The sequence below is a fragment of the Bacillus thermotolerans genome, assembly GCF_000812025.2.
Taxonomy (GTDB): Bacteria; Bacillota; Bacilli; order Bacillales; family Domibacillaceae; genus Quasibacillus; species Quasibacillus thermotolerans.
Genome location: NZ_JWJE02000005.1, coordinates 26,883 through 52,688, shown reverse-complemented (window position 1 = coordinate 52,688; position 25,806 = coordinate 26,883). Strand labels below are relative to the sequence as shown.

The following is a 25,806-nucleotide window of genomic DNA, read 5'->3' as shown; positions in this document are numbered from 1 at the left end:
AATGTACGATTTCGCGATTATTGGAGGGGGAATTGTCGGTCTATCCACGGCAAAGGCTCTGTATGAACGTTACCCGAATGCAAAGGTGCTGCTGCTTGAAAAGGAAAACGAGCTGGCTGCTCACCAAACAGGCCACAACAGCGGTGTCATTCATTCAGGGATTTACTACAAACCAGGAAGCTATAAGGCACGGTTTGCCCGCCAAGGAAGTAAATCAATGACACAATTTTGCCAGGAGCATGACATTGAACACGATATCTGCGGGAAAGTGATCGTGGCTACGAAGGATGAGGAGCTTCCGCTTTTAGATAATTTATATAAGCGGGGGTTGGAAAATCAGTTAGACATAAGAAAAATCAGCAAAGAGGAACTGAATGAAATTGAACCTCATGTTAATGGAAAAGCGGCCATTAAAGTAGAAGCAGCTGGAATTGTTAACTACAAGCAGGTAACAGAGAAGTTTGCAGAAATTATTCGTAAACAGGGAGCGGATATCCAGCTTGGCACGAAGGCGGAAGATATCTCTGAACTGAATGACGGTGTGACGATCGAAACGAATAAAGGCACGTTCAAAGCCAGATTCCTGATTAACTGTGCGGGTCTCCATAGCGACCGGGTGACAAAGCTCGCTGGTTATAGAACAGATGTAAAGATTGTTCCGTTCCGCGGAGAATATTACAAGCTTGTGCCAGAGAGAAGACACCTGGTTAAAAACCTAATCTATCCTGTACCAAATCCTAAGTTTCCTTTCCTTGGTGTACACTTTACACGCATGATCGGCGGAGAGGTAGATGCCGGTCCAAACGCCGTACTCAGCTTTAAGCGGGAAGGGTATAAACTAACAGACTTTGATCTGAAGGATTTCGCGGAAGTGATGGGCTACCCGGGCTTCTGGAAGCTGGCCAGTAAATTCATGGGTGAAGGCCTTGAAGAAATGGCGCGCTCAATCAGTAAAGCCAGATTCGTGGCGAGCCTGCAGGAGTTAATTCCAGAAATACAAGAGAAGGACTTAGTACCGGGCCCCGCCGGTGTGCGTGCTCAGGCGCTGAAATCAGATGGCGGCTTTGTTGATGACTTTCATATGATCAACGGGGAGAGAAGCATCCATGTGTGTAATGCCCCATCTCCAGCTGCAACAGCTTCTATTGAAATTGGAAAAGAAATTGTTCGCCAGATCGCTGATCAGCCTCACTTAACAGAAGCGAAAAGCGCGGCGAGTTTATAAGCGGAGGGAGATTGTTGTATGGTCAATTCAAGAGTGATGTTCATCGCAGGCCATGCTCGTTTGCCACAAGGAATGGCAGCGAAAAGCGTATTTGACACATTAACGATTACAGCCGAGGTGGATGTGAAATACGGAGTTATTATAGAAGCCTCCTGTACATTGGCGACCCAACATGGGCGGGAATTTATCGGAAACCTTCTAAAGGGAATTAGTTTAAAGGACGGGATAGAGGAACCCCTTCAAGCCCTTCAGCAATTTTACAAAGGGAAAGCAGCCAATGCATTAGCCGCTGCATTAAATGATTTGCATCTTCATTATCAGCAGGTAGCAAAAAAAGAAGAAAAGTAATTAAAAATATTGACAATTTTATGATAACAGAATATACTGTTAATAACATATGAAATAAGTATTTGCCTTTTGGAACACGCCGTTTCAAAATCGCAAATATCTCTATACAAAATTGTTTGAGCGGAAAACCAAATATGAGACTGAAATATTTACCGTGACTTCAATTCCATGAAGCAGGAACGTAAATATAGCCAGTTTACAACCTTGTACGCAATAGGTGTAAACTGGCTTTTTGTGTTTTCCGACCGAACAAATCCATAATTTTTATCCATATAGGAGGAATGAATGATGAGTACAGTAGCAAACGAAGAGAAAAAGTTTATTCGCAAAACAGCAGGATACGAGGTGAAGCCTCATCCGCAAAGTGACCGTCTTTATCACCTCGAGCTTGACCGCCAAGTTATCAGAGACTTCTTTGCCAAGATTAAAGCGGAAGACATATCTGTACAGCATTTAGAGTATACACCTTATGCTAGACGTATCGTTGCTTATTACTTATTACAGCTGGCAGGAGAGGACCTTCAAGATGTATTAAGAGGCATTATCCAAGATCGTGAGTCTGGCGGTTTTACAATCGGTCTGCGGGATGAATCGCTTGATACAGACGATTATGTTATCTTCTCGACTGCTTTAAGCCATATTGTAGGCACGCCGAACTTTGACGCGATGACAGGCAAGTATTATGCGCGCTTTACCGTTGCACACACAGACAATAGCGACTCTTACCTTCGCCAAGCGTATCGCCGGTTTACTCTTCACACAGACGGTACATTCGTTGATGAGCCGACAGATTGGTTATTAATGATGAAAATGAAAGAAGAAAACGCCAAAGGCGGAGAATCTCGCCTTCTTCACTTAGATGATTGGGCAGAACTGGAGAAGTTCTCTACTCATCCGCTGGCCAACTACAAATTTACGTATAAAGCGCCAAGCAGCAAAAATGTTGGCCAGGAAATTGAGCGTACGACTTTCTTCAAGGTAAATGACAAGCCTTGCATCTGTTTTATCGACCAGTTTGCTTATCCAGAAACAATTGATCAGGCAAAATACTTAAAAGAGCTGTCTGACTCTATGGAGAATGATAAGAGCGTGATTGAACTGGAACTTCCAGTTGGCGATCTTGTTATGCTGAATAATCTATTCTGGCTTCATGGACGTGCAGCATTTGAGGTAAACCCTGACTTAGATCGTGAATTGCTTCGCCAGCGCGGATGCTTTGCGAGCATTTAACCTATAGAACACCCTGAAAGAAGCAGGTACTATCCTGCTTCTTTTTTATATCCTTCGGTAGCAGCTGCCTCTTTCCTCCGTAGCCTTCTTCACGCGGGCTTAGACGGTGCATGTATGATATTCAGAAGCAGCTTATAGCAGCAACAGCAATTAGCTGAATACCCTTTTATTGAATAGATGGGAGTTCATGAGCTGATAGCATTTCGCCTCTTCTGCTTCCATAGCTAGCCTTTGTGAAAACTGTATGGATAATCCTAGTTATTTTCCAGTCATTTTTGTATAAAAAGCCCATAGTTTATAAAAGTGAGAGAAGTTACAGTAAGAATATCAAGTGATTTGTTTCTGAATATTGAGAATAGTATAAGGTGGTGTGCTAGGCCATGCGTTATCGATCGCAAAGAATTGCTCAAATTCCGCCTTACATGTTTGCTGAGTTTAAGAAAAAGAAAGAGAAGATGCAGCAAGAGGGGGTGGATGTGATTGACTTAGGAATAGGGGATCCAGACTTGCCGACACCGAGGCACATTGTAGAAAAGCTCATAGACGAGATGGCATATCCAGAGAATTTTAAATACCCAAGTTTTAATGGATGCTCTGAATTTAGACAAGCGGTGGCTGACTTTTATAAACGGCAATTTGATGTTGACTTAGATCCTGATACAGAAGTCTTGATGCTAATCGGTTCAAAGGAAGGGTTGGCCCATTTAGTTCCCACAGTAATTGACCCGGGTGAAATTGTGCTCGCTCCGGATCCCGGCTACCCTCCTTATCGAATGGCTATTTCATTGGCAGGCGGCCGGTTGTACAAGATGCCGCTGTTAGAGGAAAACAACTTTGAGCCCCAGCTTCAGGAGATTCCCCTCGGGATTGCCAGTCAGGCCAAGCTTCTGCTCCTTAATTACCCGGGAAATCCTACATCCGCCACAGTAGAAAAGGCGTTTTTCGATGAAGCTGTTTCCTTTGCCAAGCAGCATGAGATTGTTATTGCCCACGATGCCGCTTACAATATGGTCACTTTTGGAGAATATAAAGCGCCTAGCATCCTTCAGGCGGAAGGAGCGAAGGAGGCAGCTGTAGAGTTTGGCTCTTTATCGAAGACATACAGCATGACTGGCTGGAGAATTGGCTATGCGGTCGGCAATAAAGAAGTGATTAAGGCCTTATCCATTTATAAGAGTAATACAGACACCGGCCAGTTTACACCTATTCAGAAGGCAGCAGCTTATGCATTAACGGGCAATCAGGATTGTGTACAAGCAAGCAATGCTGTTTACGAAGAGCGGATGCAAGCAATGGTAGCTGCATTGAGATCCATTGGAATAAAAGCAAAAGCAGCCCGCGGAACTTTCTTTGTGTGGGCATCTGTGCCGGAAGGTTATACCTCAGCAGCATTTGCTGACAGCGTCTTAGAGAAAACGGGAGTTATTGTCACTCCAGGTACTGCTTTTGGAGAGTCGGGGGAAGGTTACTTCCGCATTTCCTTGTCGGTGCCGACTGATCGCCTCAAGGAAGCCATTCATCGCATGAAAAAAGAGCTGGTAATTAATAAAAACAGAGAGGAGAAATCAATATGAGCAAACAATCTGTGCGAGTGAAAAAGTATTTGAACTTTATCAATGGTGAATGGGTGGAATCTGAATCAGGAAAGTTCATCAAAAATATCAACCCAGCCAATGGAGAAGTGCTGGGAGAAGTGGCAGCTTCTACGAAAGCAGATGTGGACAGAGCAGTGCAAGCAGCCAAAAGGGCGCAAAAAGAATGGAGGCTCGTACCTGCCCCTGAACGTGCAGATTATATTTATAAAGTAGCAGGGCTGCTTAAGGAGAGAAAGGAAGAGCTCGCCCAAGTATTAACGAAAGAAATGGGGAAAGTGATCGCTGAAGCGAGAGGGGAAGTGCAGGAAGCGATTGATATGGCCTTTTATATGGCGGGTGAAGGCCGCCGCATGTTCGGTGACACGGTGCCATCGGAGCTGCGCAATAAATTTGCGATGAGCGTCCGGGTACCTGTCGGCATTGCTGGCCTGATTACGCCGTGGAACTTTCCTATTGCTATCGCCTCGTGGAAATCACTGCCTGCTCTTGTGACGGGAAATGCAGTCGTGTGGAAGCCAGCCTCTGAAACACCATTCTTGGCTGGCGAGTTTGTAAAGATTTACGAAGCAGCTGGATTGCCAAAGGGACTGGTGAACCTTGTACATGGTTCGGGGAGTGAGGTAGGCAATGCCATCGTGGAGCATCCGGACATCGACATTGTTTCCTTTACAGGTTCGAATGAAGTCGGCAAACAAATTAATGGGCGCGCAGGCGAGCTTCTGAAGCGGACTTCTCTTGAAATGGGCGGGAAGAATGCTGTGACGGTCTTGGAGGATGCAGACCTTGACTTAGCTGTAGACGGCATCGTGTGGAGTGCCTTTGGTACGAGCGGCCAGCGCTGTACAGCCTGCAGCCGGATCATCGTTCATGAATCTGTTAAAGAAGAGCTGGAGGAAAAGCTATTAAAACGAATGGAAACACTTAAGCTCGGTGACGGATTAGATGAATCAGTGGATGTGGGGCCTGTTATTAATCAATCATCCCTTAAGAAAATTCATGAATATGTGCGGATTGGCAAAGAGGAAGGGGCTAAGCTGTTAAAAGGCGGTGAGATTGTTACTGAAAATGAGTTAGGGCGTGGAAACTTCTATGCACCAACTTTATTTACAGACGTGAAATCAGATATGCGGATTGCCCAGGAAGAGATTTTTGGCCCGGTTACATGCATCATCCCGGTGAAAAGTCTAGAAGAAGCGATCGAAGTAAATAATAGCGTGGAATTTGGCTTATCAAGCTCCATTTTCACCGGTGATATAAACCGAGCTTTCCAAGCCATGAGAGACTTAGATACAGGGATCGTATACATTAATGCCGGGACAACAGGAGCAGAGATTCACCTGCCATTTGGTGGTACGAAAGGAACGGGCAATGGACACAGAGACTCAGGGGTTGCATCGCTTGATGTGTATACGGAGTGGAAATCTGTATATGTGGATTACAGCGGAAAAATCCAGCGGGCACAAATCGATAATTATTAATCTATTTTGAGAAAGAGATATGCCATGCGCAAGCAGAAGTGCCTCGCAGCTATGTGAGCATGCATTTCTGCTTATTTTTTTAGCAGGTCGTTGAGCTGTTTATGTATTTTAAAAGCAGAAAGCAGGGATCGAGATGGTGAAATTATCTGGAGGCCAAATTGTTGTTAAAGTAATGGAGAAGGAAAAAGTGAGGAAAGCATTTTGCGTACCGGGTGAGAGTTATTTGGGAGTAATTGATGCTCTTTATGAACACCCTTCCATTCAGCTTATTTCTACACGACACGAAGGAGGAGCTTCCTTTATGGCCGAGGCCTACGCGAAGGCTTCTGGCGAAGTAGGCGTATGCATGGCGACAAGAGGGCCGGGAGCAGCTAATCTTTCTATTGGCCTGCATACAGCCATGCAGGATTCTACGCCGCTCGTTGCCCTTATTGGCCAGGTAGAGCGGCCCTTTAAAGGGAGGGAAGCATTCCAGGAGGTAGATTTTTCAGCTTACTTCAGCCACCTGTGCAAATGGGCAATAGAGATTGACTCGGCAGATCGAATTTCTGAGCTGCTTCACAGGGCATTCTATATGGCACGTTCCGGCCGTCCTGGCCCGGTTGTCGTCTCACTACCGCATGATATGCTTGAGGATGTCGCTGACTATGTAGAGCAACCGGTGCTACGCGAGCAAGCAGCCGAGTCATCGGAAGAAGCTGTCCGGCAGACGCTTCTAGAGATAAGGGGAGCTAAGCGTCCCGTGATCATTGCGGGCGGCGGCGTGACCCAGACGAAGTCGGCGGATTTGCTGATGAGGCTAGCGGAAACGATGAGCGTGCCTGTTGCCACCTCTTTTCGCCGGTTCGATGCGTTCCCGAACCACCATTCTCATTATGCGGGCTGGCTGGGGTTCGGTCCAGACCAGCGGCTCGTTCAATATATCAAGCAGTCTGATCTTGTGGTTGCTCTTGGCACGCGCTTTTCTCAAGTGACTACGCAGGATTATACCCTTCTTGGAGAGAAGCCGCGAGTGATACAAGTTGATATCTGCTCCGACAGCATTGGCAAAGTCTATCCGGCTATGCTCGGTATCACAGCGGACGTAAAACAGTTCCTGCAAAAGGCGCTGTCTCGCGCTGTTCCAGTCAGTGATCAAGACAAGAAAAGAGCAGTGAAAGAACTGCATGAAGCGTATATGGCTTTTTCTTCTCCGCCAAATGACCGTTCAGAGCAATATGTAGATATGGACGGCCTGCTGTATGATATAAGAAAATCTTTTCCTGAAGATACAATTATAACGAGTGATGCGGGTAATTTCTTCGGCTGGCTGGCTCGTTATTATCGGTTTAATCGTCAAAATACGTATATCGGTCCAACCTCAGGAGCGATGGGTTATGGACTTCCTGCAGCAATCGGAGCGAAAGCGGCTCAGCCGGAGAGAACAGTCGTATCATTCTCGGGAGATGGCGGCTTTATGATGACCATGCAGGAGCTGGAAACGGCTGTTCGTGCACAATTACCTGTAATTGCTATTGTTGTGAATAACGGAATGTACGGCACGATACGCGCTCATCAGGAAAAACACTTTCCAGGAAGGACAATCGGTACAGAGCTATCCAACCCTTCTTTCGCTCAAATAGCCGAATTGTTTGGTTGCTATGGAGAGAGTGTGACGGCGAATGACGGATTTTTGCCAGCACTGGAGAGGGCGAGACGGAGCGGACGTCCGTCTGTGATTGAAGTAGTAACGAATCCAGAGGTTTTATCGGTCAGCCAACGAAAGAAGAGACAGTCAGAAGCCAGCCAATCGTAAATGCTATTCTTTGCTGATCGCTTGCCAAAAGTCCGATAGACTTAATGAGTGAATATATGGTTTAATCCCGGCTTATAAAGGAAAAGGGAGGGTAAACCATTAATGCAGCAAAGGCGGAATTGTAAATGTTTTTTCAAAGCTGGGAGCCGATTTTGCGAATTCTGATCGTTGGTGTGCTGGCCTACAGTGCTATCGTCTTTTTCTTAAGGGTTTCCGGAAAAAGAACGTTAGCAAAGATGAATGCTTTTGATCTAATTGTAACGGTTGCTTTGGGCTCGACGTTGTCAACTATCCTTCTCGATAAAAAAGTACCATTAGCTGAAGGGGTTGCTGCTTTTATATTGCTTATTTACATGCAATACCTCGTTGCCTGGGCATCTTCAAAATCCAAAGGGATCGATCAGGTTGTAAAGTCTAATCCGAGAATTCTTTATTATAATCGTCAATACATGAACAAGGCGATGGAGGAGGAAAGAATTACGGAAATGGATCTGTTTCAAGCGATTCGAAAAGCAGGGCATGGGTCCATGGAGGAAGTAACAGCGGTGATATTAGAATCAAATGGAGATATTTCTGTACTTGGCTCATCTGCTCAGCTATCTGATGAGTTGAAACAAAATGTGATTGGCTTCGATGAAAAACAAAAGAAGGAACAAAAAAAGCGCTAGGCCGCAAGCCTAGCGCTTTAAAATTCTACCTTTACCTCTTGTAATTCCTCTGTGGTCTTCTCTGTAAATGTATAGCCGAGTGCTTTAAGCTGCTCGCACACACCCTCACACACGCCATCTTCGGCAATCAAAAAGGTGCGGTCAAACTGCATTTTGTCTTTAACAGAAGCAAGCATGTCAAACAAGGCACTAGATTTCTCGTCTTGAATAGACTTCGTCAAAGCGGTTGTTTCCGCCGTAACAGGAACAATCCAAAGTTCACACTGATTTGGAATATTTAATAACTGTTCAAATACATCCGCTTTTTCAAGCGGTGTACGTAAAGTTTCGTCGTGCACTTCATAGACTCGTTTAGAAGATAAGTCCTTGTCTTTAAAAGGAAAACTCCCTTTTTGATCAAATACGTGGATATCCAGTTTAGAAGCATGAAGCGGCTGTTCCTCCGGAGTTCTGTTCTCTATATGGCTGTTCATGATTCTCTCTCTCCTTTTTCATTCTATAAATAGGTTCTGTTTTATATTCCCTATTTACGGAGAAAGAAACCTTTTAGTTGTTTGTTAATTTCTGGATAACATCAAGAGTCTCCTGAAGAGAGGAAACCGTATGAGTTGGCTTCGCACCTTCTACAATTCGGCCGTCGCCGTGATCAATAAGGATAGAATCCATACCAACACGAGTAGCGCCCAGTATATCTGTGCTTAGATTATCACCAACCATAACTGCTTCCTCAGGAGCTGTATCCATCAATTTCAACGCATGATGGAAAATGGCTGAATCCGGTTTTCCGAAGCCGAAGTTTCCTGAAATAAGAATATGCTCAAAGTAAGGAGGCAGCTCAGGGAGCATTCTAAGCTTCTCCAGTTGAAGAGAAGGAGCTCCGTTGGTTAAGAGCAATAGGCGAAGGCCGGCTGCTTTAAGCTGCTCGAGGACGCTATAAGTTTCTTCATACAAAAACGGTGAAGAACGCCGGACCTCGCGGAAACGCTCCTTTGCCCAGGCTGCTCCCTCATTGATACCAGCTGCTTTCAAACCGTTTGTCCAGGTTTGAAGCTGGTAGTCGCTAATATCCTTCCCCATTTGCCTCAGCTGCCAATGATGAACATCGCCGAAATCTCCCCAAAGACCTTCAAATGGATTGATGCCGAGCTGAAGTGTGACCGGATAGAAGGAATAGCGCTGGTACTGCTCACGGGCCGCTTCTCTGACAGCAGCCTCGATTACCTGGCTGCTGATTCCATATTCTTGCTCCAAGTCGCCGCACGTAACATCGAAGGCGGTTTGGATGCTTTTTCGGTCATTAACAAGTGTGTCATCTAAATCAAAAAATATCGCTTTTTTCGTCATAATCGTATGTACTCCCTTTTCTATAAGCATAGTATTAGACTCATTTTACATAGCGGGTTAAACTTCTGCAAAGAAAAATGAAGCCGCGTCATTTAAGCTGGCTTCATCAGACTGTTGACAAACGCTTGCTTTTTCTTTGCCGTCTGTGTACGGCACTTTTTCTCCTCCATGACTGTTTTGGTATAATCTCTATTATTATAGCCGGGGGAGTCACGCAGCCGGCTTTGTCACCAATCTGATGTACCGCTTAATTAAAGCTCGCTTCTTCATTTTTTTTATTCTTAAATTTCGCCTTTAAATACGAGAAGATTGAAGGAATACGGTATTTAGGAGGTTCTCTCTTAATATTGGATGGCTGGGTGCTGTTTAACAATAAGCGGTCTCGAATGGCGATTTCCTGATGCTCCATCTGTTCCATTTTATCCTTCATCCAGCGCTGATATTGAGCAAGTTCTCTTACAAGCTCTTTATTTACCTCAATAAGTGTTTCCTGCTGTTCTTCTAAGCGGCTGATTCTTTCATGTAGTTCTTCCGTGTTACTTAGGGAAGCGGGAGCCTGTGCTTCCTGTGCTTGGTCAGCCTGCTGGGCTGCGGGAGGAGTTTGGGGGGTCTCCATCTTCATGGCCAGCTCAACCGCATCTGCGAGACTCATATTTTGATCATGTATCATTTTCAACAAGCGTTGAATGGTAATAATGTCTTTTTGATAAAAAACACGTGAATTATTAATCCCTCTATCAAAATGGTAGCCTGCTTCTTCGAGCGCTGACGCATATTTTCTTAATGTACTAGCTCCGATGCCGAGACTTTTGGCAACCTCTGAGCTGAAATAAGCCTGTTCCATGTTATCCCTCCGTTCAAAGTGATTAGTAACGTCCAATGGCTGCATACGGGACAATCAGTCATTATCAATAATTTATAACTTCTAGGACAAAGTGTAAATCCCTTTTACTATTTTTGTGGATTAAACAGTAGTTTTGTCGAGTATAGCATAAACAGAGTTCAAAGGCTTCAGAAGGGGTATAGATAGAAAAGGAAAGAAGCGAAGCAGGTGAAGAGAAGGTGAGGCTTGTCAAGTGGGCGTATTCTCGTCGTTATAATATAAAGGCAGTATTTGATAAATTTCCTCATTCAAATGTAATTTTTCGTACCATTCATCAATTTTATTTCGTGTATATCGTTAATTGGTCGGAGAAAGATCCTGTTGTTACGAGGAAAGACTTAGAGGAGATGGAACTGCTGCTGAATGAAGAAATGGGTACACTGATGTTTTACCTCCGGCGAAGGTCTCAGACGGAGGATGAAAGGAGCAAAAAGACAGGCAGGAGGGAGAATGATTGAAGAAGTCGATGATTATTGCTAATCCTTCTTCAGGGAAAGAGGAAGCAGAGAAATATATTGAACTGGTGAAGGCTCAGTTGACTCATAACGGATATGACTCTAATGTACGGTATACAGAGCGGGAGGGAGATGCAACTGCATTTGCTGCCGACGCATGTATCCATGGGTACGATGCCATTATTTCTATCGGAGGAGATGGCACACTTAATGAGACCATCAATGGCATGGGAGGCAAGGAGCATCGCCCTGCGCTTGGTGTCGTCCCGCTTGGCACAGTGAATGATTTTGCCCATGGTCTTCGTATCCCGCTTAAACCGGAAGAAGCGATTGCGGTCATCGGGCAGGGAAAGTTAAGAAAGGTAGATACAGGAAGGGTTAACGACCGTTACTTCATTAATATTATAGGTCTTGGAAAGATTGCTGAGACGACGGCGGAAGTATCAGCCGAGCAAAAAACAGTGCTCGGTTCGCTGGCTTACTTTCTTGAAGGAGCGAAAACATTAGTTAACCAGGAGCCGTTTGATATTACGGTTCAATCCTCTGGGCAGCAATGGACGGGGCCGGCTGTTCTATTTCTGGCTGTATTGACAAGCTCAGCCGCCGGTTTTGAACAGGCAGCCCCAGGGGCAAGGGCGGATGATGGTCTGTTGCACTGTTTTGTCATTCAGGATACGTCGCTTCCTCAGTTGGCTAGAATCGGAGTCAATTTGCTGAGAGGGGATTTCACAAAGGATAAAGATGTGATTTATTTCCGGACGCAAGAAGCGGTTATCTCATCCTCTAAACCGCTGGCAGTCAACATAGACGGAGATGCGGGAGGGCAAACACCTCTAAATCTTAAGGTGCTCAAGCAGCATATAGATGTATTTGTGCCTTAAAAGATCAAAAGTTCCAAATCGAATGAAACTTTCTGGAAGAAAGAGCGTATACCATAGAGAAATAATAAGTTCAGCAGAAGGATGCTGAGAACCGGGGGTGAACGCATGGGTTTTTTTGATAGACTGTTTAATCGACAGAAGGAAACGCCGAAAGTCGAAAAAAGAACGGTTTCGAACTTACGGATCGGAGATATTGTTACATATGATCTGCAGGATTATCAGGTGGTAGGAAAGCTTCGCTATAACGATAGCGGATTTGTGTGGGATGCCTATCAGCTGCAGGGAGAAACAGGAGTTTTGTGGCTGGGCGTCGAAATGGATGACGAACTGGAACTCGGCATGTACCGGACGGTCAAGCTGCCGCTGAATGAACCTATACCGAAGCAAGTGACTCATGACGGGCGGAAGTATAGGCTTGAGGAGCATGGGACAGCTTATGTCAAAGGAGAGGGACGCAGCCAAAATGTGCATGGCAAAGAAGTGAAGTACTTCGACTTTGAGGATGAGTCGGGCGAACATTTCTTGTCTGTTGAGGTATGGGGCGGTGAAGTGGAAGTCAGCTACGGTTATACCATTGAAGAATACGAACTCAAAATTTTAGCAGGAAGCTAACTGACTAGGAGGAGAATAATATGTTTCAATTTTTCAAACGAGTAAAGACTTATGTAGGGTCAGAATTAAACGCTGCTTTAGACAAAGCTGAAGACCCGGTAAAGATGCTTGATCAGTTTATGAGAGAAATGGCAGCAGACATCCGTGATGCAGAAACAGCTGTCGCTAAACAAATCGCCAATGAAAAAATGCTGAAGAAGAAGCTCAATGATGCCGAAAGTATGGCAGCCAAGCGCCAGCAGCAAGCCGTTGACGCTTTAGAGGCAGGAAATGAAGACCTCGCCCGCCGTGCTCTTGAGGACAAGAAAGTGCATGAAGGCCAAGCGGATTCCTTCCGTGGGGCGCACAAGCAGGCTGAACAGGATGCGGCGGCATTGAGAGAAAAGCTGGATGAAATGAAGCGTGAATACCAAGAGATGCAGCTGAAGAAAGATTCATTGAAAGCACGCGCCGAATCAGCAAAAACAAGAACCAAGATGAACCGTGCCATGTCGTCTGTGGGAGGTGACGAGTCACGCCGGGGCTTTGAGCGTATGGAAGAAAAGGTCCTTCAGTACGAAGCGGAAGCTGAAACATCGGATGATTTGCGTTCCTCTTCCCGAAGCATTGATGACGAGCTGGATGCCCTTAAAAAGAACAGTGATATTGATGAGGAGTTAGCAGAGCTGAAGAAAAAATTAGGGAAAGAATAATTCTTTCCCCTTATTATCGGAGTGTTATCCATGAATAAAAGAGTCGTTTTATTCTTTGTTTTGCTGGTTTCCGCAGCCGGTTTGCTGGTCGGCTGCGGGGCGGCATCACAGATAGAAGATTACATAGAAAGCCGCTATTCGTTTGTGGACGTAATTACCAGCAATTATGATAGTGCAGAAACGTATGTATACTTAGCTGAAGATCAGCAAGTCCAGGAAGTAGCCAATGAGTTGATCCAGGTACAGGAGCCCGACGAGACAGGCAAATATGTCAATGGAAGACAAGTGCTTATTTATGATGATCAATTTGTTATTATGACAGAAAATCCGGATAATCAGAATCAGACGCTGATCGAGCTGTCTGATCAAGAGTTTGTTCGCAATCATTACAATCCAGGGTTCTTCCAGGGCATGCTTCTAGGCCATATGCTCACGAATATGTTTGGCGGCGGTTGGGATAGTTCTCAGCGCAATCGATGCGGATCTGCCTATAATAATGACTGCTACGGCGGCTATGGAGCTTCAGGAGGATCTGTCTCAGGGTCAAGCGGACGAGGCTCACTCTTCCGGGGTGGCGGACCAGGATCAGGAAAATAATTTAGTTATTGAGTAAAGGAGAAAGAAAATGAACTCGTTTTTATTAACGTTTCTTTATTTTGCGGCAGCCGTTTTCATTGTAGTAGTCGGCTTGTTTATTTTTGAACTTATTACGAAAAAGTATAAGGATTGGCAGGAGATTGAAGAGGGGAACGGGGCCGTCGCATTATCTATCGGCGGCAAAGTCATTGGGATATGCATCATATTGGCCTTTTCTATTTTTCATAATGATACGATTGTAGAGACGCTAATTTGGGGGGCGTACGGAATAGTTCTTCAAATGATTGCTTATTTATTATTTGAGCTATTTACCCGTCGTTTCTCGGTGGAAGAGCAGCTTAAAGAGCGAAATATTGCAGTTGGTCTTGTTTCCTTCTGTGTGTCTGTAGGTCTTTCGTTCGTTATTGGCGCGTCCATCACGTAATGGAGTATAGGAAATGACACAGGTACATCAAGAAGAGTTATTGAAAAGAAGTAATAGTATCTATTGGGCTTCGGGCATTGTCTCTATTTGCGGCATCATTTTTGAGGTGCTGTTCGGTGCTCTTGGCTCTTACATACTTGGAGATGGAGTAAAGCAGTACACGCTGACCATTTCTTTGTTTCTCACGGGCATGGGTATTGGTGCGTATATCAGTGAAAGAATTACAAAGCAGCTGATTCTGTCATTTATTTGGATTGAATACGGCATTGGGTTGATTGGCGGATTTTCAGCCTTGCTCCTGTTTGGGGTGACCGCTTATCTCCCGGATGGTACGGATGCTCTTTTCCTATATGGAGTCACCTTAATGGTTGGAACATTAACTGGAGTAGAACTGCCTGTCTTAATTCGCAAAGCGAACGATATCGGAGTTACACTCCGTAAAAGCACGGCCAAAGTCCTCTTTTCCGACTATGCTGGCGGCTTAATCGGCGGCCTCTTGTTCCTGTTTCTGCTTCGCCCATATTTTGGTCTTGTTAAAACGGCTTTTATCGTCGCGCTAATCAACGTAGCTGTGGCTTTATGGATCGCGATTAAGTTTCGAGAGGAGCTTCCTAGGTTTACTCTGCATGCGGGAGCGGGAGGCTTCCTTCTCGTCATCATTATTGCTGGTATTCTATTCGGGGAGGAAGCGGCCTTTCACTTTGAACAGAAGCTGTACAAAGACCCGATCGTATACTCCGAGCAAACCAACTACCAGCAGATCATATTAACGCGCGAAGCGGGAGATACACGGCTTTATTTAGATGGCCAGCTGCAATTCAGCTCTTCTGATGAGCATCGTTACCATGAGGTGCTCGTCCACCCGGCGATGGCCGCAGCAGACAGCCGTGAGCGAGTGCTTATTTTAGGGGGCGGCGACGGACTGGCTGCCAGAGAGTTACTAAAGTATAAGGATGTCCAGTCCATCACACTCGTTGATCTTGATCCTAAGATGGTCGAGCTGGCGAATGAACATCATTTACTGACCGAGTTGAATGAGCAATCGCTGACAAATGAGAAAGTAAAGGTGGTCCATCAGGATGCTTTCCGCTTTCTTGAAGAGGAGCAAACCTTCTATGATATAGTTATAGTAGATTTGCCTGACCCGAATAATGAATCGTTGAACAAGCTTTACACCATAGAGTTTTATTCTTTGCTTCGCAATCATTTGACGCCTGGAGGGACGATGATGGTACAGGCAACAAGTCCGGTCTTTGCCCCGCAAGTATACTGGACGATTAATGAGACAATCGAATCCACAGGGCTCTTTACCCAAAATCTGCATGTGGATATTCCGAGCTTTGGCGGCTGGGGGTTTGTCCTTGCTTCGCGTCAGCCGGTTTCAATAGAGGAAATAGAGATTCAGGCAGAAACCCGCTATTTAACAACAGAGCTGTTGCCGGCGCTTGCCCAATTTGGAAAAGATGAAGATCAGCAAATAGAAGATGAGAACGGGCGGCTGGTTGAATTAGAGCCTAACACATTGATTCGCCCTAACCTCATTGAGGTGTATGAAAGGTCATGGAAGTATTACTAGACCAACAGAATTCGGTAAAAATCATAACATAGAAAAAGCTGTCTGCAAGCCGATTATTATTGGCTTTCAGACAGCTTTTTATGTTGGAAAGCGGCTGTTTAGCTAATGCTTTCCGTCGTCATACCTGTATCCTCTGTTACTTTGCTGTTTTCTTTAGCTGGGAAGAGCAGGCTGAACACAATACCAAAGAAGGCGGCAATGAAAAATGTCGTAAACCGGGAAGAAATAATTGCTTCAAGAGGAGTAGAAATCCAGAGAACTGTACTAATAAAGCCGGATAGAATCGTAGCCATCACCCCGATTCCCGAATATCGTTTCCAAAGGAAAGTGAGAATAATAGCAGGAGAGAGTGTACAGCCCACTCCGGCCCACGCCCAGCTGACAACAAGGTAAACGAGTGAATCAGAGGTTAAAGCAATTCCTAAGCCTAACAGCCCTGCGGTAATAATCGTAATCCTTGATATCATCACGAGCTGCTTTTCTGTCAGCTTCTTGTTCAGAGCGTTATTAAAGATATCTTCACTCACAGAGCTGGTAATAACGAGCAGCTGGGAGTCTGCTGTGGAAATAATGGCTGCCAATATACCAGAGAGCAACAGTCCCGCTATCCAAGGTGGCAATAGATCGAGAACCATAAATGGAAGGATTGTTTCTACATCGGCAAACCCTTGGCCTTGGTATAACGTCAGCGCTGTGAGGCCGATCATAAATGCACCGCCGTAGGCTAAAATGGTCCAAATAATAGCGACACGGCTTGCGGTTTTTGCTTCTTTTTCATTTTTAAGTGCCATAAAACGGGCGCTAAGCTGTGGCTGGCCGCCAAGGAAACCGAAAAACCAGGCAAAGTTATTGAAAAGGAGAAGACCGAGGGCAAATCCAGTGACGCCGCCTGTCCAAGAGTCCATTGCTGGTCCAGCTGAAGCTAAAGCTTCACTGATGGAAAGATCAGCAGCTTGTATATGGAAGAGAGCAACAATAGGCAATATGACTAATGTGGCGAGCATCATTAAGCTTTGAATCATGTCTGTCCATACAACTGAGGTGAACCCGCCAAGATAGGAAAGGACGATAACAATGGCCACGCTGAGAATCGCACCGGTTGTCGGGTTGATATTAAAGACGGTAAAGAGGGTCTTGCCAGCACCCGCAATCTGAGCGCCGAAATAGAACATCATAAAGCTCACAATTAAAATGGTTGACATCCAAAGAATAATTTTGCCATGACTGCCGAAACGTTTTGCTAGATAACCAGGCAAAGTCATGATTTGATGTTCTTCCGCTTCCTTCATAAATCGTTTAGCCAGAAACAACCAGGCAAAAACAATACCTAGAGTAATGCCGACTGCTACCCATACACCCGAAAGACCCGTCGCAAAGACGAACCCGGTATAACCGAGGAGCAGCCAAGCTGACTCACCGGTTGCTCTTTCGGAGAAGGCGAGCACCCAGCCGGGAATCTTTTTGCCGCCAAGCAGGAAAGAAGCATGGTCCATTTCTTTGCGGCTAAATAGATAACCGACACCTAATACGAAAAAGCAATAAAGAATAAATTCTACTGTGATTATAGTATTCATACTGTATCAACCCCTTTAAGTGAATTCATAAGCTAATTGTTTGTCCGGCCCCTTGCCGCACGGCTTTTTCATAAATGGTTTGAGCAGCGATGACATCAAAGAGGGCCATGCCGGTGGATTTGAAAATCATGGGCCGGTCCTTAGAAGCGGAAACCGATACGTGACCGGCGACTATGCTGGAAAAGGGAATACATTGAGACTTGTGGATCCATTGATTCTTGATGGGAGTAATGACGTCTCCTGTTTCTTGCATAGCGTCAAGTGTGTCAATAAACAGGTAGTCAGCTTGCTTAAAAAGCTCATCTGGCAATTCTCTCATGTGTGGCTGAAAGGATCCTACGGCAATAATGGTTTTGCTATTATACATATGACGTTCATTAGGCAGGACAGGTGTTTCAGACGTGGTGGCCGTTACAATAATGTCCGAGTGGCGGGTAACTTGTTCAGGGCTGTCAGCTACATGTATGTTTACATGGGTAGGCAAGCGAGACTGGATCTCCTGTTTAAAAGTGGCAGCTCTTTCTTTCGTGCGGTTAAACAAGTAGATGTGTTCAATGGGACGTACTTCACTAATAGCCAGCAGTTGATAAAATCCTTGTACGCCTGTACCGATTAAGCCGAGGGAGGAGGCAGAGCGAGGTGATAGATAACGAGCAGCAAGCCCTCCTAGTGCCCCGGTGCGCAAGCCGGTCAAATAGGTGCCATTTAAGAGAGCTTTTGCTTCACCAGTTGTTCGATCTGTTAAGAGCATGAGTCCTTGCGTAACCGGGTGGGTTTCATTGTTGGGAAAAACGGTGACGATTTTTGTGCCGATTGAATCGCTGGCAGCGCAAGGCATGAGGAGCAACGTGTTTTCGTCACAAGACATATGGGTCCTCGCATCCATATGAAACTGTTCTTCATCATAGAGACGGTAAGCCAGCTCGACGGCATCCATGACATCCGTTAGGCTTACTGCCTGGTCTACGCTTTCTTGGCTTAGGATTAACACATATATTCACCTCTTTACTGGAATATTTGATCAATTATAGAGATGTCCGCAGCCTTAATAAGCAGCGGATGAGATGTCTGTATAACGTGCTGTGAATGAGCTGCCTGAACCTCCGCGCAAGAACATCAGAGGCTCAGTTTCATTCCTGATGAGTTACACGACCGCCTGCTCAAGCACTAAGTCGTTTTCTGCAAAACGTGATACGCGCAAAGGAGTCAGATCTAATGTTTCATACTTTCCTTTATAAATTAATTCAGCTAGCCCAAGGCCGACTCCCGGGGCCTGCTGCATACCGTGACCGCTGAACCCAAGTGCCATGTAGTAGCCATTCATTTGAGGATGCTCTCCAATAATGGCATTTTGGTCTTCTGTATTGAAATCATATAAACCAGCCCAGCCTGTTTCGAGTTTGACGCTTTCAAAATTAGGAACGCGATGAGCTAAGACAGGCCACAGCTCCTCGAAATGAGAGCGCTTCCAAGAGAAGTCGATGCCGGGTTTTATATTTTCAGAAAAACCGCTGATAATGCGGTCGCCTTCATGGCGGAAGTACACTCCAGTTGGGTCGATTGTAAGCGGAAGAGGCTTTTGGAGCGGTACTGATGGATCGAATTGAAAGACTTGTCTTTTCAATGGTACGATAGGTAATGGCAGTCCGATTCTTTCACTTAATAGAGCTCCCCATGCCCCAGCGCAATTGATGACAATCGGTGAGTGGTACTCTTCGCCATCAAGCAGGCGAACCCCTTTCATTTGTCCATTTTCCGTTAGAAAGGTGTCGACTTCCTTTAAAATGTATTCAACACCTAATCTTTGTGCATGTTTTTTATAAGTTTTCATTACCGAGTAAGCATCTAAATAACCATCCTCTGAACAGTAGAGCCCGCCAGCAAGATCACTGACTTCCAGTTCGGGAATAATCGAACGAAGTTCATCGGGAAGAAGAAATTGGGAGGGTACATTCAATTCATTTTGCAGTTTTTTCTGTTCATGAATGGACGAGACCATTTCCTGCGTGGCTAAGAACAGATAGCCTCTTTGCCGGAAATCGATCTTTGCTGGTTCACCATCCAGAGCCATGGCCTCAGGAAACGCTTCATATTGTTTTAAGCTAAAGCGGCTTAGTTGAATATTGATAGCTGTTGTGAATAGCTGACGAATCCCTCCAGCACTGCGGGGGGTGGAGGAAAATTCATAAATGGGATCCTTTTCAAAGACGATGATTCTTCCTGTGTACCCGCTTTTTCTTAAAAAATAGGCTGTGCTGGAGCCCATCACTCCACCGCCCACGATAATAATATCTGCTTTTGTCATGCTATACGCCCCCTCATTTAATTTAATATTCATTATATTCAGAAAAATATTTAGCTCAATATGCAACTTATACAAAAAATTTGCTATAATTAACCTCAAAATTAACTAAGGTATCAGGATTCGTCTCTAAATATTTATAAATGCGGGGGTGGCAGTGTGAAGTTCTTTGAACAAATTGCCCAATCCATCGTAGACCAGGCTTCTAGTGTATTGGATGTTTCTATAAGTATCACAAACGCAGAAGGAGTGATCATAGGCTGTAATGATTTAGAAAGGATCGGTTCTTACCACGCGGTGACGGAAGAAGTCATTAAAGCGGGGAGGTCGGTTGTTTTTACGAGAGATAAAATCAAAAACAAGAATAACGTATTGCCGGGTGTTGCAACACCCGTTCGCTTTCAGCAGCAGCTAATCGGTGTGCTGGGAATCATTGGTGAGCCTGAACAGGTAGAGCGGTATGTCAAATTTGTACAATCCTATGTAGAAATGATGCTTCGAGAGTCATTCCGCGCAGAATCTTTTTATATTCAAATGAAGACAACAGAGCTCTTTATTCAGCATTTAATCCACTTTAAGGAGTGGGATAATGAGGAGACACTTGAAAATTACTGCGAGATGTCCGGCTTTCATTTTCGCTACCCGCGTCTTTGCATTTTAATTGATATGCCCCACTTGCATTCATCAAAGGGGGATAAGCAGCATCCTGTTCACCTTTCTCAATATGATTTGTTCCTAATGCTCAGCGATTTATTTGAGGATCACCCGCAAGATATTATCAGTCCCATTAATCCGAAACAATGGATTGTTCTCAAGTATGTGAAGAGCGAGGATTTTAGCAAGCTAAGGGTAAGGTGTGAAGGGGCATTGAAGAGGCTGAAGCAGCTGCTCAAAAACCACTCCATCCCTAATGAAGTATGCATTTCTTACGGGAATAGCTACACCGGATTTTCGGGAGTAGGACGCTCGTATAGACAGGCGGAACGAACACTTGAGGCTGGCAGGAAACAGAAGGGAGCCTCTTCCAGCGTCTTTGCATTTAATGATTGGGACATTCTTCTGAATACATTTATTCAGGAAGTAAGCACGTCTTTCTCTGAGGATCTGGATGATTATTTGGCACAGCTGCTCTCTCATTCCAATGCTCCTGTATTAGCTAAAACATTCCTTGTCTATTGTGAACAAGGGATGAATGTCAGTCAGGCAGCCAGAGAATTATATGTCCATCGAAACACGCTTCTTTACCGTCTTAACCAGCTGAGCCAAATTCTAAATATGGATATTCAATCGTTTGAACAATGTACACTGCTGTATTTAGCCTTAAAGCAAAATAAAGAAATAAGAAGCTCTATGCAAGTTATATAAGAGAATTCAGCTTTGACAAGTTAAGGAGTTGAATTTGGGTGTTAAAAAACATTAGGAACTTAATTTTTAGAAAAATCATTTAATTGCAGATTATAAGGTAAAATATTTTTATATACATTTATTAAGCTTAAGTCGTTAATGAACGCAAAAAAGACCCGAGAAAACGGGTCTAGTTTTCGTTAAATACTCTGTCTTGTGGCTTGATGTTTTTTTAGCCTGTTGCAGAAATAAACGGGCCCAGAATACTTTATTAAGATGAGAGCTTTACAAGCTGCTCATTTAATTTCTTCAGTTCATCTTCAATACGAATAAGCTGTTCTTCTGCTTTTGTTACACCATTCCCAGTGGACTCGAGCTTTTCAATATCTCCCTGAATGCGCATATAGTCCATTTTAAGTTCAGCAATTCTTGATTCCAGTTCTGATTTGTTCATTCGTTTTCTCCTTTGTTCGTTTTTTATTATTTTAAAAGAATATTGTGCTAAAAAGCAACCAGTAGAATGGAGGGTGAGTATATGCTTGGATTAAATATAAAGCTGCCTGTATGGCAGGCACCTATGGCAGGAGTAACAACCCCTGAACTCGTAGCAGCCGCCTGCCGTTCGGGAGTGCTTGGCAGCATAGGGGCAGGGTATTTATCGGGTGAGAAGACAGAGGAATTTATCCAGCGTGTAAAGAAACAAACAAATGCGCCATTTAGCGTGAATTTATTTGTACCAGAGCCAGTACATGCAGCGGAAGGACAAGTGGCCAAAGCCAATGAACTCCTTGCACCTTATTTAGAGGAGGTAGGGAGAAGCCCGGTAGCAGAGCCAGTTATTTCGTCCTCTTTTGAGGAACAGTTGGCCGTTGTTGTGCAGGAGAAAGTGGAGGTGTGCTCATTTACATTTGGGCTGCCGCCGCAAGCCGCCATCGAAGAATTAAAGAACAACGGTATTATCACAGTAGGCACGGCTACCACGGTAGATGAAGCGAAGGCATGCGAAAAAGCAGGAATGGATGCCATCGTCGTGCAAGGAAGTGAAGCGGGTGGACATAGGGGGACATTTCAAGCGCCAGAGAATATGATTGGTCTGATGTCTCTGCTTCCTCAAGTGGTTCAGGAGGTCAGTGTTCCTGTAGTTGCGGCAGGCGGTTTAATGAATGGGCAAGGCGTAGCGGCAGCCCTTTGTCTAGGTGCTTCAGCCGCACAAATGGGAACAGCGTTTCTCGTAACGGAAGAAAGCGGGGCGCATCCCCTTCATAAGGAGGCTGTTCTTACAGCCAGTGAAACAGATCTTGTGTATACAAAAGCATTCACGGGCAAAACAGCACAAGGTCTTTCCAACCATTTTACAGAAGGATTAAAGGGTCAGGAGAGAGAACTTCCGCCTTATCCTCTTCAGCACGTGTTAACAGCCGAAATGAGAAAGAAAGCCGGAGAATTAAATAAGAAAGAGCTGATGTCTCTCTGGTCTGGTCAAAGTCCACGCCTTAGCAGGCAGCAAACCGTTGACGAACTTGTGAGGAAGCTGGAAGAAGAGATAGAGGAGGCTCTTTTTGCCGCTAACGGTGTGATGCAAAACGCAAAAAGAACCAACCGTTAAACGGCTGATTCAGGCTGTGGGGTTCATGCTTGTACCTATAGGTATGACCTTATTTTGGCGAAAAGCGGCTCTTCCCAGCCTGACAAACTGCTCAGTAGAAGTTGATAAAGTCGAAGGCTAAGTTCAAGAAGAATACAGAGTGGACAGCGGCGAAAATCAATCCTTGTTTATTTAGCCGTTGCGTAATAGCTGGATTCATATAATCACCTCATTAGTAGTTTGTATCTTATATTATAAAACTTCTTAACTGAAAATTCAAAATATTTTAACTAAGTTGTCACATTTTTTTTAAGATTTCTATTGACTTCCTGCATAAAGATATAAAATAAGAAGATGAAACGTACAATCACATTTCATCTTCTTTGCCTTCTTTATAGAATTGGAGAGAGGAGCCTTGAGATGGATTCCTTAAACTTCACAATGTTGGAGCGCTGTTTGTACAGCTGTTGTGTTAATTCGAAGGACTGTTTCATATCCTGCTCAAAGATGTCGGCCAGTCTCTTTCCAGTTTCGTGATGGTAAATGAAGGCGTTCACTTCGAAGTTGAGGCGGAAGCTTCTCACATCGATGTTGGCTGTTCCAACAGAGCTTAGCTTTTTATCCACAACTATGGTTTTGGCATGGATGAATCCTGCGTCATAAATGTATATTTTTGCGCCTGCTTTCAATAGCTCACCAACATAGGAGTAGGTAGCCCAGTATACAAACAGGTGATCCGGTTTGTTTGGAATCATAATTCTTACATCCACACCGGACAGGGCTGCGATCCGCAATGTATCAAGAAGGCTGTCATCCGGAATGAAGTAAGGTGTTTGGATATAAACAGATTGACGTGCTGAAGAAATCATTTTAATATAGCCGTATTTGATCTGCTCCCATTCGGAATCAGGTCCGCTTGTCACAACCTGCATAGAAACATCGTTCTGAGATGGCTTTTTAGGGAAGTACCGGTCAGAGTAATGGATATCGTATCGCTTAGAGGCTTGGTTCCAGTCTAGAATAAACCTGGTTTGAATCGCATGAACGGCTGTTCCCGCAATCCGCAGGTGCGTATCACGCCAGTAACCGAATCTCGGGTTGCGGCCAAGGTATTCATCCCCAATATTAAAGCCTCCAACATAGCCGATTTCGCCGTCAATAATAACGAGCTTGCGGTGATTACGGTAGTTGAGCCGCAGGTTAATGAAGGGGATCTTAGAAGGGAAGAAGATTTCCACAATGCCGCCGGCCTCAATCAGTGATTTGAAATGTCTTTTTCGGGTGAGGCGGGAACCCATTTCATCATACAGCACTCTAACTTCTATACCCTGCTTAGCTTTTTCGGTTAGCACCCGAATGATTTCTTTGCCTAAGTCATCTACCCGAAAGATATAGTATTGTAAATGGATGTGATGCTTGGCTCGTCGGATATCCTCAAGCAGGGCTGTGAATTTATCCTTGCCATCAGTGAAGATCGATACGTCATTATCTTCTGTTAAGACGGCCCCATTATTGCGCAGGAGCATATATACTAGGTCTTTATTTTCTTCCGTATGAGGGTTATCATAGCGGAACATCTCATTTTTTATATCATGCATCTGCTTCTGAATAGCTGCCTCGGTACCGATTCTTACTTTATCATCCCAGTCGAAGAGGCGCCGTCTGCTTAAGTTTTGGCCAAAGATCAAGTACAGAATAAAGCCGAGTACAGGGATAAAGAACAAAACCATCAGCCATGCCCAAGTAGCAGCCGCATCTCTTCTTTCCATGAAAATGACGGCGATTGAGAAAGCAAAGTTGAGAAGCAGCACAACGTAGGCAAGCGAGGCCCATATACTTATATCCATTCTTTTCACCAGCTTTGCGATTAATTTCTTAGCTTAAAAAAAGTGACTCCTTCCTATGTTAACAAGGAAAGTGAAAGATTTCTACAACGGACAAGACTTCTGTATAATTTTGTCGATCAAGTGAAAAAATTATCCTTATTGGATTAATAAACGGAAGCAGGGGGAAGATAGAGATAAAGAAAAATATTCAAATAAACGAAACCATTTTCGATATTAACCGTAAAGAGAACCACAAAAAATTTTAAAGAGGTGTAGAAATTGGGAAGAGACCATGAAAGAGTGTTACAAATGATTGAACGAATTGCTCAATTAGGAGTAAAAGTGTCAAAAACAAAGTCCCGTATGGAAGTATTCAACTCTTTAAAAGGTTATCCAAAACTTGAGAATCAAGCGAAGGCCTGACAAAATAAAGTCTGCAACGTTTATACATAACTGCGAAGAAAATCATCACCTGTCCGCAGCCCATCTTTTAAAGACAGAAGCCGATCGTTCTCCCGAGGAAGAAAAATCGGCTTTTTAGGCTGTCTAAAAACCATTTCAGCTGCCCGTTACATAGAAGCTATTTTCGTTATCATCGTATGTTTACAGAGAAAAAGAGTGATTATCGTCTTGTTGTACGCTTTCTGCGAAGCCGGATATACCACCAAACAGCAAGCGCTGCTCCGATGACAATTAAGGCATAAACAATATTAGAATAATAAGACATGTACACGAGGATTTGCTCCCAATTCTCTCCGACTGCCGATCCTACAGAAACCAGCGCTGTATTCCAGACAAGTGTTCCAAGTGTCGTAAACAGGACAAAAGAAACCAGTTTCATATTGGACATGCCCGCAGGGAGGGAAATTAAACTGCGAATCAAGGGGATTAAGCGGCAAAAAAGTACCGTCCAGTGCCCATGTCGATCAAACCAGGCGTCTGCCTTGTGCACATCATCAATCGTGAGCCGCAGCCACTTGCCATATCGCCCTATGATCTTTTCAAGCCGCTCCACATCAAGTAGAAGCCCTATGCCATACAGAAGCAAGGCTCCAGCAACGGAGCCCAACGTAGAGGCTATGACTACGCCCACGCTGGTTAACTCAGTTTTCGTCGTTAAAAACCCGCTAAGTGTTAAAATGACCTCGGATGGAATGGGGGGAAATACGTTTTCTAGAAAGATGAGAAAAAATATACCAAAATAACCAAACTGTTCAATAATGGATTCGATCCACTGCTGCATTTCATCGCCTCTCTTTAGTTCATCATTGTTATTTAATAGACAAGACCTTTAGGGAGCTGTCTGTTGCGAAGATATGTAAAAAAGAGTTCCTTGTTTAATTGCTTGATATAAAAAATAGAAGTAAACCAT

General features: G+C 44.5%; 26 protein-coding genes. 17 read left to right on the top strand and 9 right to left on the bottom strand.

Going from position 1 to position 25,806, the window contains the following annotated elements; translation table 11 throughout:
* Position 1 precedes the first annotated feature (1 nt).
* From lhgO to QY97_RS03680, 7 genes are all read left to right on the top strand, one after another.
* Positions 2–1,225, top strand: coding sequence for an L-2-hydroxyglutarate oxidase (gene lhgO / locus QY97_RS03710; RefSeq protein ID WP_039230298.1), 1,224 nt, complete (start codon positions 2–4; stop codon positions 1,223–1,225).
* Between the two features lie 18 nt (positions 1,226–1,243).
* Positions 1,244–1,573, top strand: a complete 330-nt coding sequence (locus tag QY97_RS03705) for a DUF3870 domain-containing protein (protein ID WP_039230290.1) — start codon at positions 1,244–1,246, stop codon at positions 1,571–1,573.
* Between the two features lie 288 nt (positions 1,574–1,861).
* Positions 1,862–2,803: a glutarate dioxygenase GlaH gene (glaH, locus tag QY97_RS03700; protein WP_039230288.1), complete on the top strand. Its 942-nt coding sequence runs from the start codon at positions 1,862–1,864 to the stop codon at positions 2,801–2,803.
* 380 nt (positions 2,804–3,183) lie between these two features.
* Positions 3,184–4,377, top strand: coding sequence for an LL-diaminopimelate aminotransferase (locus QY97_RS03695; RefSeq protein ID WP_039230285.1), 1,194 nt, complete (start codon positions 3,184–3,186; stop codon positions 4,375–4,377).
* Complete coding sequence (locus tag QY97_RS03690; RefSeq protein WP_039230283.1) at positions 4,374–5,876, top strand: aldehyde dehydrogenase family protein; 1,503 nt, start codon at positions 4,374–4,376, stop codon at positions 5,874–5,876. The genes QY97_RS03695 and QY97_RS03690 overlap by 4 nt, the downstream gene beginning before the upstream one ends.
* 133 nt (positions 5,877–6,009) lie before the next feature.
* Positions 6,010–7,671 (top strand): thiamine pyrophosphate-dependent enzyme, encoded by a 1,662-nt coding sequence (locus tag QY97_RS03685; RefSeq protein ID WP_039230280.1) that lies wholly within the window; start codon positions 6,010–6,012, stop codon positions 7,669–7,671.
* 125 nt (positions 7,672–7,796) lie between these two features.
* On the top strand, positions 7,797–8,339 hold the full coding sequence (locus QY97_RS03680) for a DUF421 domain-containing protein (RefSeq protein ID WP_039230278.1): 543 nt from the start codon (positions 7,797–7,799) through the stop codon (positions 8,337–8,339).
* A 17-nt stretch (positions 8,340–8,356) separates the two neighbouring features.
* On the opposite strand, the gene QY97_RS03675 is transcribed toward QY97_RS03680, so the two are convergent.
* The 3 genes from QY97_RS03675 to QY97_RS03665 form a co-directional block, all read right to left on the bottom strand.
* The gene (locus QY97_RS03675) at positions 8,357–8,812 is read right to left on the bottom strand and encodes a hypothetical protein (RefSeq protein ID WP_046128668.1); all 456 of its coding nucleotides are present in this window, start codon (positions 8,810–8,812) and stop codon (positions 8,357–8,359) included.
* Between the two features lie 73 nt (positions 8,813–8,885).
* Complete coding sequence (locus QY97_RS03670; protein ID WP_229731533.1) at positions 8,886–9,713, bottom strand: HAD family hydrolase; 828 nt, start codon at positions 9,711–9,713, stop codon at positions 8,886–8,888.
* 217 nt (positions 9,714–9,930) lie between these two features.
* Complete coding sequence (locus tag QY97_RS03665) at positions 9,931–10,527, bottom strand: MerR family transcriptional regulator (protein WP_052717104.1); 597 nt, start codon at positions 10,525–10,527, stop codon at positions 9,931–9,933.
* Between the two features lie 218 nt (positions 10,528–10,745).
* On the opposite strand from QY97_RS03665, the gene QY97_RS03660 reads away from it, so the two are divergent.
* The 7 genes from QY97_RS03660 (at position 10,746) to QY97_RS03630 (ending at position 15,803) form a co-directional block, all read left to right on the top strand.
* On the top strand, positions 10,746–11,024 hold the full coding sequence (locus QY97_RS03660) for a hypothetical protein (protein ID WP_046128444.1): 279 nt from the start codon (positions 10,746–10,748) through the stop codon (positions 11,022–11,024).
* Positions 11,021–11,902 (top strand): diacylglycerol/lipid kinase family protein, encoded by an 882-nt coding sequence (locus QY97_RS03655; protein WP_039230276.1) that lies wholly within the window; start codon positions 11,021–11,023, stop codon positions 11,900–11,902. The genes QY97_RS03660 and QY97_RS03655 overlap by 4 nt, the downstream gene beginning before the upstream one ends.
* A gap of 105 nt (positions 11,903–12,007) precedes the next feature.
* A complete protein-coding gene (locus QY97_RS03650) occupies positions 12,008–12,514 on the top strand; it encodes a DUF4178 domain-containing protein (RefSeq protein WP_039230273.1) in 507 nt (168 codons plus the stop codon).
* 20 nt (positions 12,515–12,534) lie between these two features.
* Positions 12,535–13,206 carry a PspA/IM30 family protein gene (locus QY97_RS03645; RefSeq protein ID WP_039230272.1) on the top strand — a complete coding sequence of 224 codons (672 nt, stop codon included), beginning with the start codon at positions 12,535–12,537 and terminating at the stop codon, positions 13,204–13,206.
* 30 nt (positions 13,207–13,236) lie between these two features.
* On the top strand, positions 13,237–13,803 hold the full coding sequence (locus QY97_RS03640) for a DUF4247 domain-containing protein (RefSeq protein ID WP_039230271.1): 567 nt from the start codon (positions 13,237–13,239) through the stop codon (positions 13,801–13,803).
* A gap of 28 nt (positions 13,804–13,831) precedes the next feature.
* Positions 13,832–14,227, top strand: a complete 396-nt coding sequence (locus QY97_RS03635; RefSeq protein ID WP_039230268.1) for a DUF350 domain-containing protein — start codon at positions 13,832–13,834, stop codon at positions 14,225–14,227.
* 13 nt (positions 14,228–14,240) lie between these two features.
* Entirely contained in the window at positions 14,241–15,803 is a 1,563-nt protein-coding gene (locus QY97_RS03630) for a polyamine aminopropyltransferase (RefSeq protein ID WP_039230264.1), read from the top strand.
* A 98-nt stretch (positions 15,804–15,901) separates the two neighbouring features.
* Here the strand turns inward: QY97_RS03630 and QY97_RS03625 are convergent, their stop codons facing one another.
* The 3 genes from QY97_RS03625 to QY97_RS03615 all read right to left on the bottom strand — a co-directional run bounded on the left by QY97_RS03625 (position 15,902) and on the right by QY97_RS03615 (position 19,682).
* A complete protein-coding gene (locus QY97_RS03625) occupies positions 15,902–17,377 on the bottom strand; it encodes a sodium/proline symporter (RefSeq protein ID WP_039230263.1) in 1,476 nt (491 codons plus the stop codon).
* 25 nt (positions 17,378–17,402) lie between these two features.
* Positions 17,403–18,368: an ornithine cyclodeaminase family protein gene (locus QY97_RS03620; protein WP_039230261.1), complete on the bottom strand. Its 966-nt coding sequence runs from the start codon at positions 18,366–18,368 to the stop codon at positions 17,403–17,405.
* A 153-nt stretch (positions 18,369–18,521) separates the two neighbouring features.
* Positions 18,522–19,682 (bottom strand): NAD(P)/FAD-dependent oxidoreductase, encoded by a 1,161-nt coding sequence (locus tag QY97_RS03615; RefSeq protein ID WP_039230260.1) that lies wholly within the window; start codon positions 19,680–19,682, stop codon positions 18,522–18,524.
* Between the two features lie 156 nt (positions 19,683–19,838).
* Here QY97_RS03615 and QY97_RS03610 point away from each other — a divergent pair, with 156 nt between their 5' ends.
* Complete coding sequence (locus QY97_RS03610) at positions 19,839–21,044, top strand: CdaR family transcriptional regulator (RefSeq protein WP_039230257.1); 1,206 nt, start codon at positions 19,839–19,841, stop codon at positions 21,042–21,044.
* Positions 21,045–21,294: 250 nt separating this feature from the next.
* Here the strand turns inward: QY97_RS03610 and QY97_RS03605 are convergent, their stop codons facing one another.
* Positions 21,295–21,477 (bottom strand): SE1832 family protein, encoded by a 183-nt coding sequence (locus tag QY97_RS03605; protein ID WP_039230255.1) that lies wholly within the window; start codon positions 21,475–21,477, stop codon positions 21,295–21,297.
* An 81-nt stretch (positions 21,478–21,558) separates the two neighbouring features.
* Here QY97_RS03605 and QY97_RS03600 point away from each other — a divergent pair, with 81 nt between their 5' ends.
* Positions 21,559–22,629 (top strand): NAD(P)H-dependent flavin oxidoreductase, encoded by a 1,071-nt coding sequence (locus QY97_RS03600; RefSeq protein WP_232506235.1) that lies wholly within the window; start codon positions 21,559–21,561, stop codon positions 22,627–22,629.
* Between the two features lie 371 nt (positions 22,630–23,000).
* Here QY97_RS03600 and cls read toward each other — a convergent pair whose 3' ends face one another.
* Positions 23,001–24,455: a cardiolipin synthase gene (cls, locus tag QY97_RS03595; RefSeq protein WP_046128667.1), complete on the bottom strand. Its 1,455-nt coding sequence runs from the start codon at positions 24,453–24,455 to the stop codon at positions 23,001–23,003.
* A 258-nt stretch (positions 24,456–24,713) separates the two neighbouring features.
* Between cls and QY97_RS20365 the strand changes: the two genes are divergently transcribed.
* Entirely contained in the window at positions 24,714–24,857 is a 144-nt protein-coding gene (locus tag QY97_RS20365) for an Lmo0850 family protein (protein WP_156994516.1), read from the top strand.
* Between the two features lie 199 nt (positions 24,858–25,056).
* On the opposite strand, the gene QY97_RS03590 is transcribed toward QY97_RS20365, so the two are convergent.
* Complete coding sequence (locus QY97_RS03590; protein WP_039230246.1) at positions 25,057–25,677, bottom strand: DedA family protein; 621 nt, start codon at positions 25,675–25,677, stop codon at positions 25,057–25,059.
* Between the last annotated feature and the right edge of the window lie 129 nt (positions 25,678–25,806).

Bases quoted from the DNA above. Each gene is read 5' to 3' on its own strand.
- lhgO (WP_039230298.1), top strand. From the start codon at position 2: ATGTACGATTTCGCGATTATTGGAGGGGGAATTGTCGGTCTATCCACG.
- QY97_RS03705 (WP_039230290.1), top strand. From the start codon at position 1,244: ATGGTCAATTCAAGAGTGATGTTCATCGCAGGCCATGCTCGTTTGCCA.
- glaH (WP_039230288.1), top strand. From the start codon at position 1,862: ATGAGTACAGTAGCAAACGAAGAGAAAAAGTTTATTCGCAAAACAGCA.
- QY97_RS03695 (WP_039230285.1), top strand. From the start codon at position 3,184: ATGCGTTATCGATCGCAAAGAATTGCTCAAATTCCGCCTTACATGTTT.
- QY97_RS03690 (WP_039230283.1), top strand. From the start codon at position 4,374: ATGAGCAAACAATCTGTGCGAGTGAAAAAGTATTTGAACTTTATCAAT.
- QY97_RS03685 (WP_039230280.1), top strand. From the start codon at position 6,010: ATGGTGAAATTATCTGGAGGCCAAATTGTTGTTAAAGTAATGGAGAAG.
- QY97_RS03680 (WP_039230278.1), top strand. From the start codon at position 7,797: ATGTTTTTTCAAAGCTGGGAGCCGATTTTGCGAATTCTGATCGTTGGT.
- QY97_RS03675 (WP_046128668.1), bottom strand. From the start codon at position 8,812: ATGAACAGCCATATAGAGAACAGAACTCCGGAGGAACAGCCGCTTCAT.
- QY97_RS03670 (WP_229731533.1), bottom strand. From the start codon at position 9,713: ATGCTTATAGAAAAGGGAGTACATACGATTATGACGAAAAAAGCGATA.
- QY97_RS03665 (WP_052717104.1), bottom strand. From the start codon at position 10,527: ATGGAACAGGCTTATTTCAGCTCAGAGGTTGCCAAAAGTCTCGGCATC.
- QY97_RS03650 (WP_039230273.1), top strand. From the start codon at position 12,008: ATGGGTTTTTTTGATAGACTGTTTAATCGACAGAAGGAAACGCCGAAA.
- QY97_RS03645 (WP_039230272.1), top strand. From the start codon at position 12,535: ATGTTTCAATTTTTCAAACGAGTAAAGACTTATGTAGGGTCAGAATTA.
- QY97_RS03640 (WP_039230271.1), top strand. From the start codon at position 13,237: ATGAATAAAAGAGTCGTTTTATTCTTTGTTTTGCTGGTTTCCGCAGCC.
- QY97_RS03635 (WP_039230268.1), top strand. From the start codon at position 13,832: ATGAACTCGTTTTTATTAACGTTTCTTTATTTTGCGGCAGCCGTTTTC.
- QY97_RS03630 (WP_039230264.1), top strand. From the start codon at position 14,241: ATGACACAGGTACATCAAGAAGAGTTATTGAAAAGAAGTAATAGTATC.
- QY97_RS03625 (WP_039230263.1), bottom strand. From the start codon at position 17,377: ATGAATACTATAATCACAGTAGAATTTATTCTTTATTGCTTTTTCGTA.
- QY97_RS03615 (WP_039230260.1), bottom strand. From the start codon at position 19,682: ATGACAAAAGCAGATATTATTATCGTGGGCGGTGGAGTGATGGGCTCC.
- QY97_RS03605 (WP_039230255.1), bottom strand. From the start codon at position 21,477: ATGAACAAATCAGAACTGGAATCAAGAATTGCTGAACTTAAAATGGAC.
- QY97_RS03600 (WP_232506235.1), top strand. From the start codon at position 21,559: ATGCTTGGATTAAATATAAAGCTGCCTGTATGGCAGGCACCTATGGCA.
- cls (WP_046128667.1), bottom strand. From the start codon at position 24,455: ATGGATATAAGTATATGGGCCTCGCTTGCCTACGTTGTGCTGCTTCTC.
- QY97_RS03590 (WP_039230246.1), bottom strand. From the start codon at position 25,677: ATGCAGCAGTGGATCGAATCCATTATTGAACAGTTTGGTTATTTTGGT.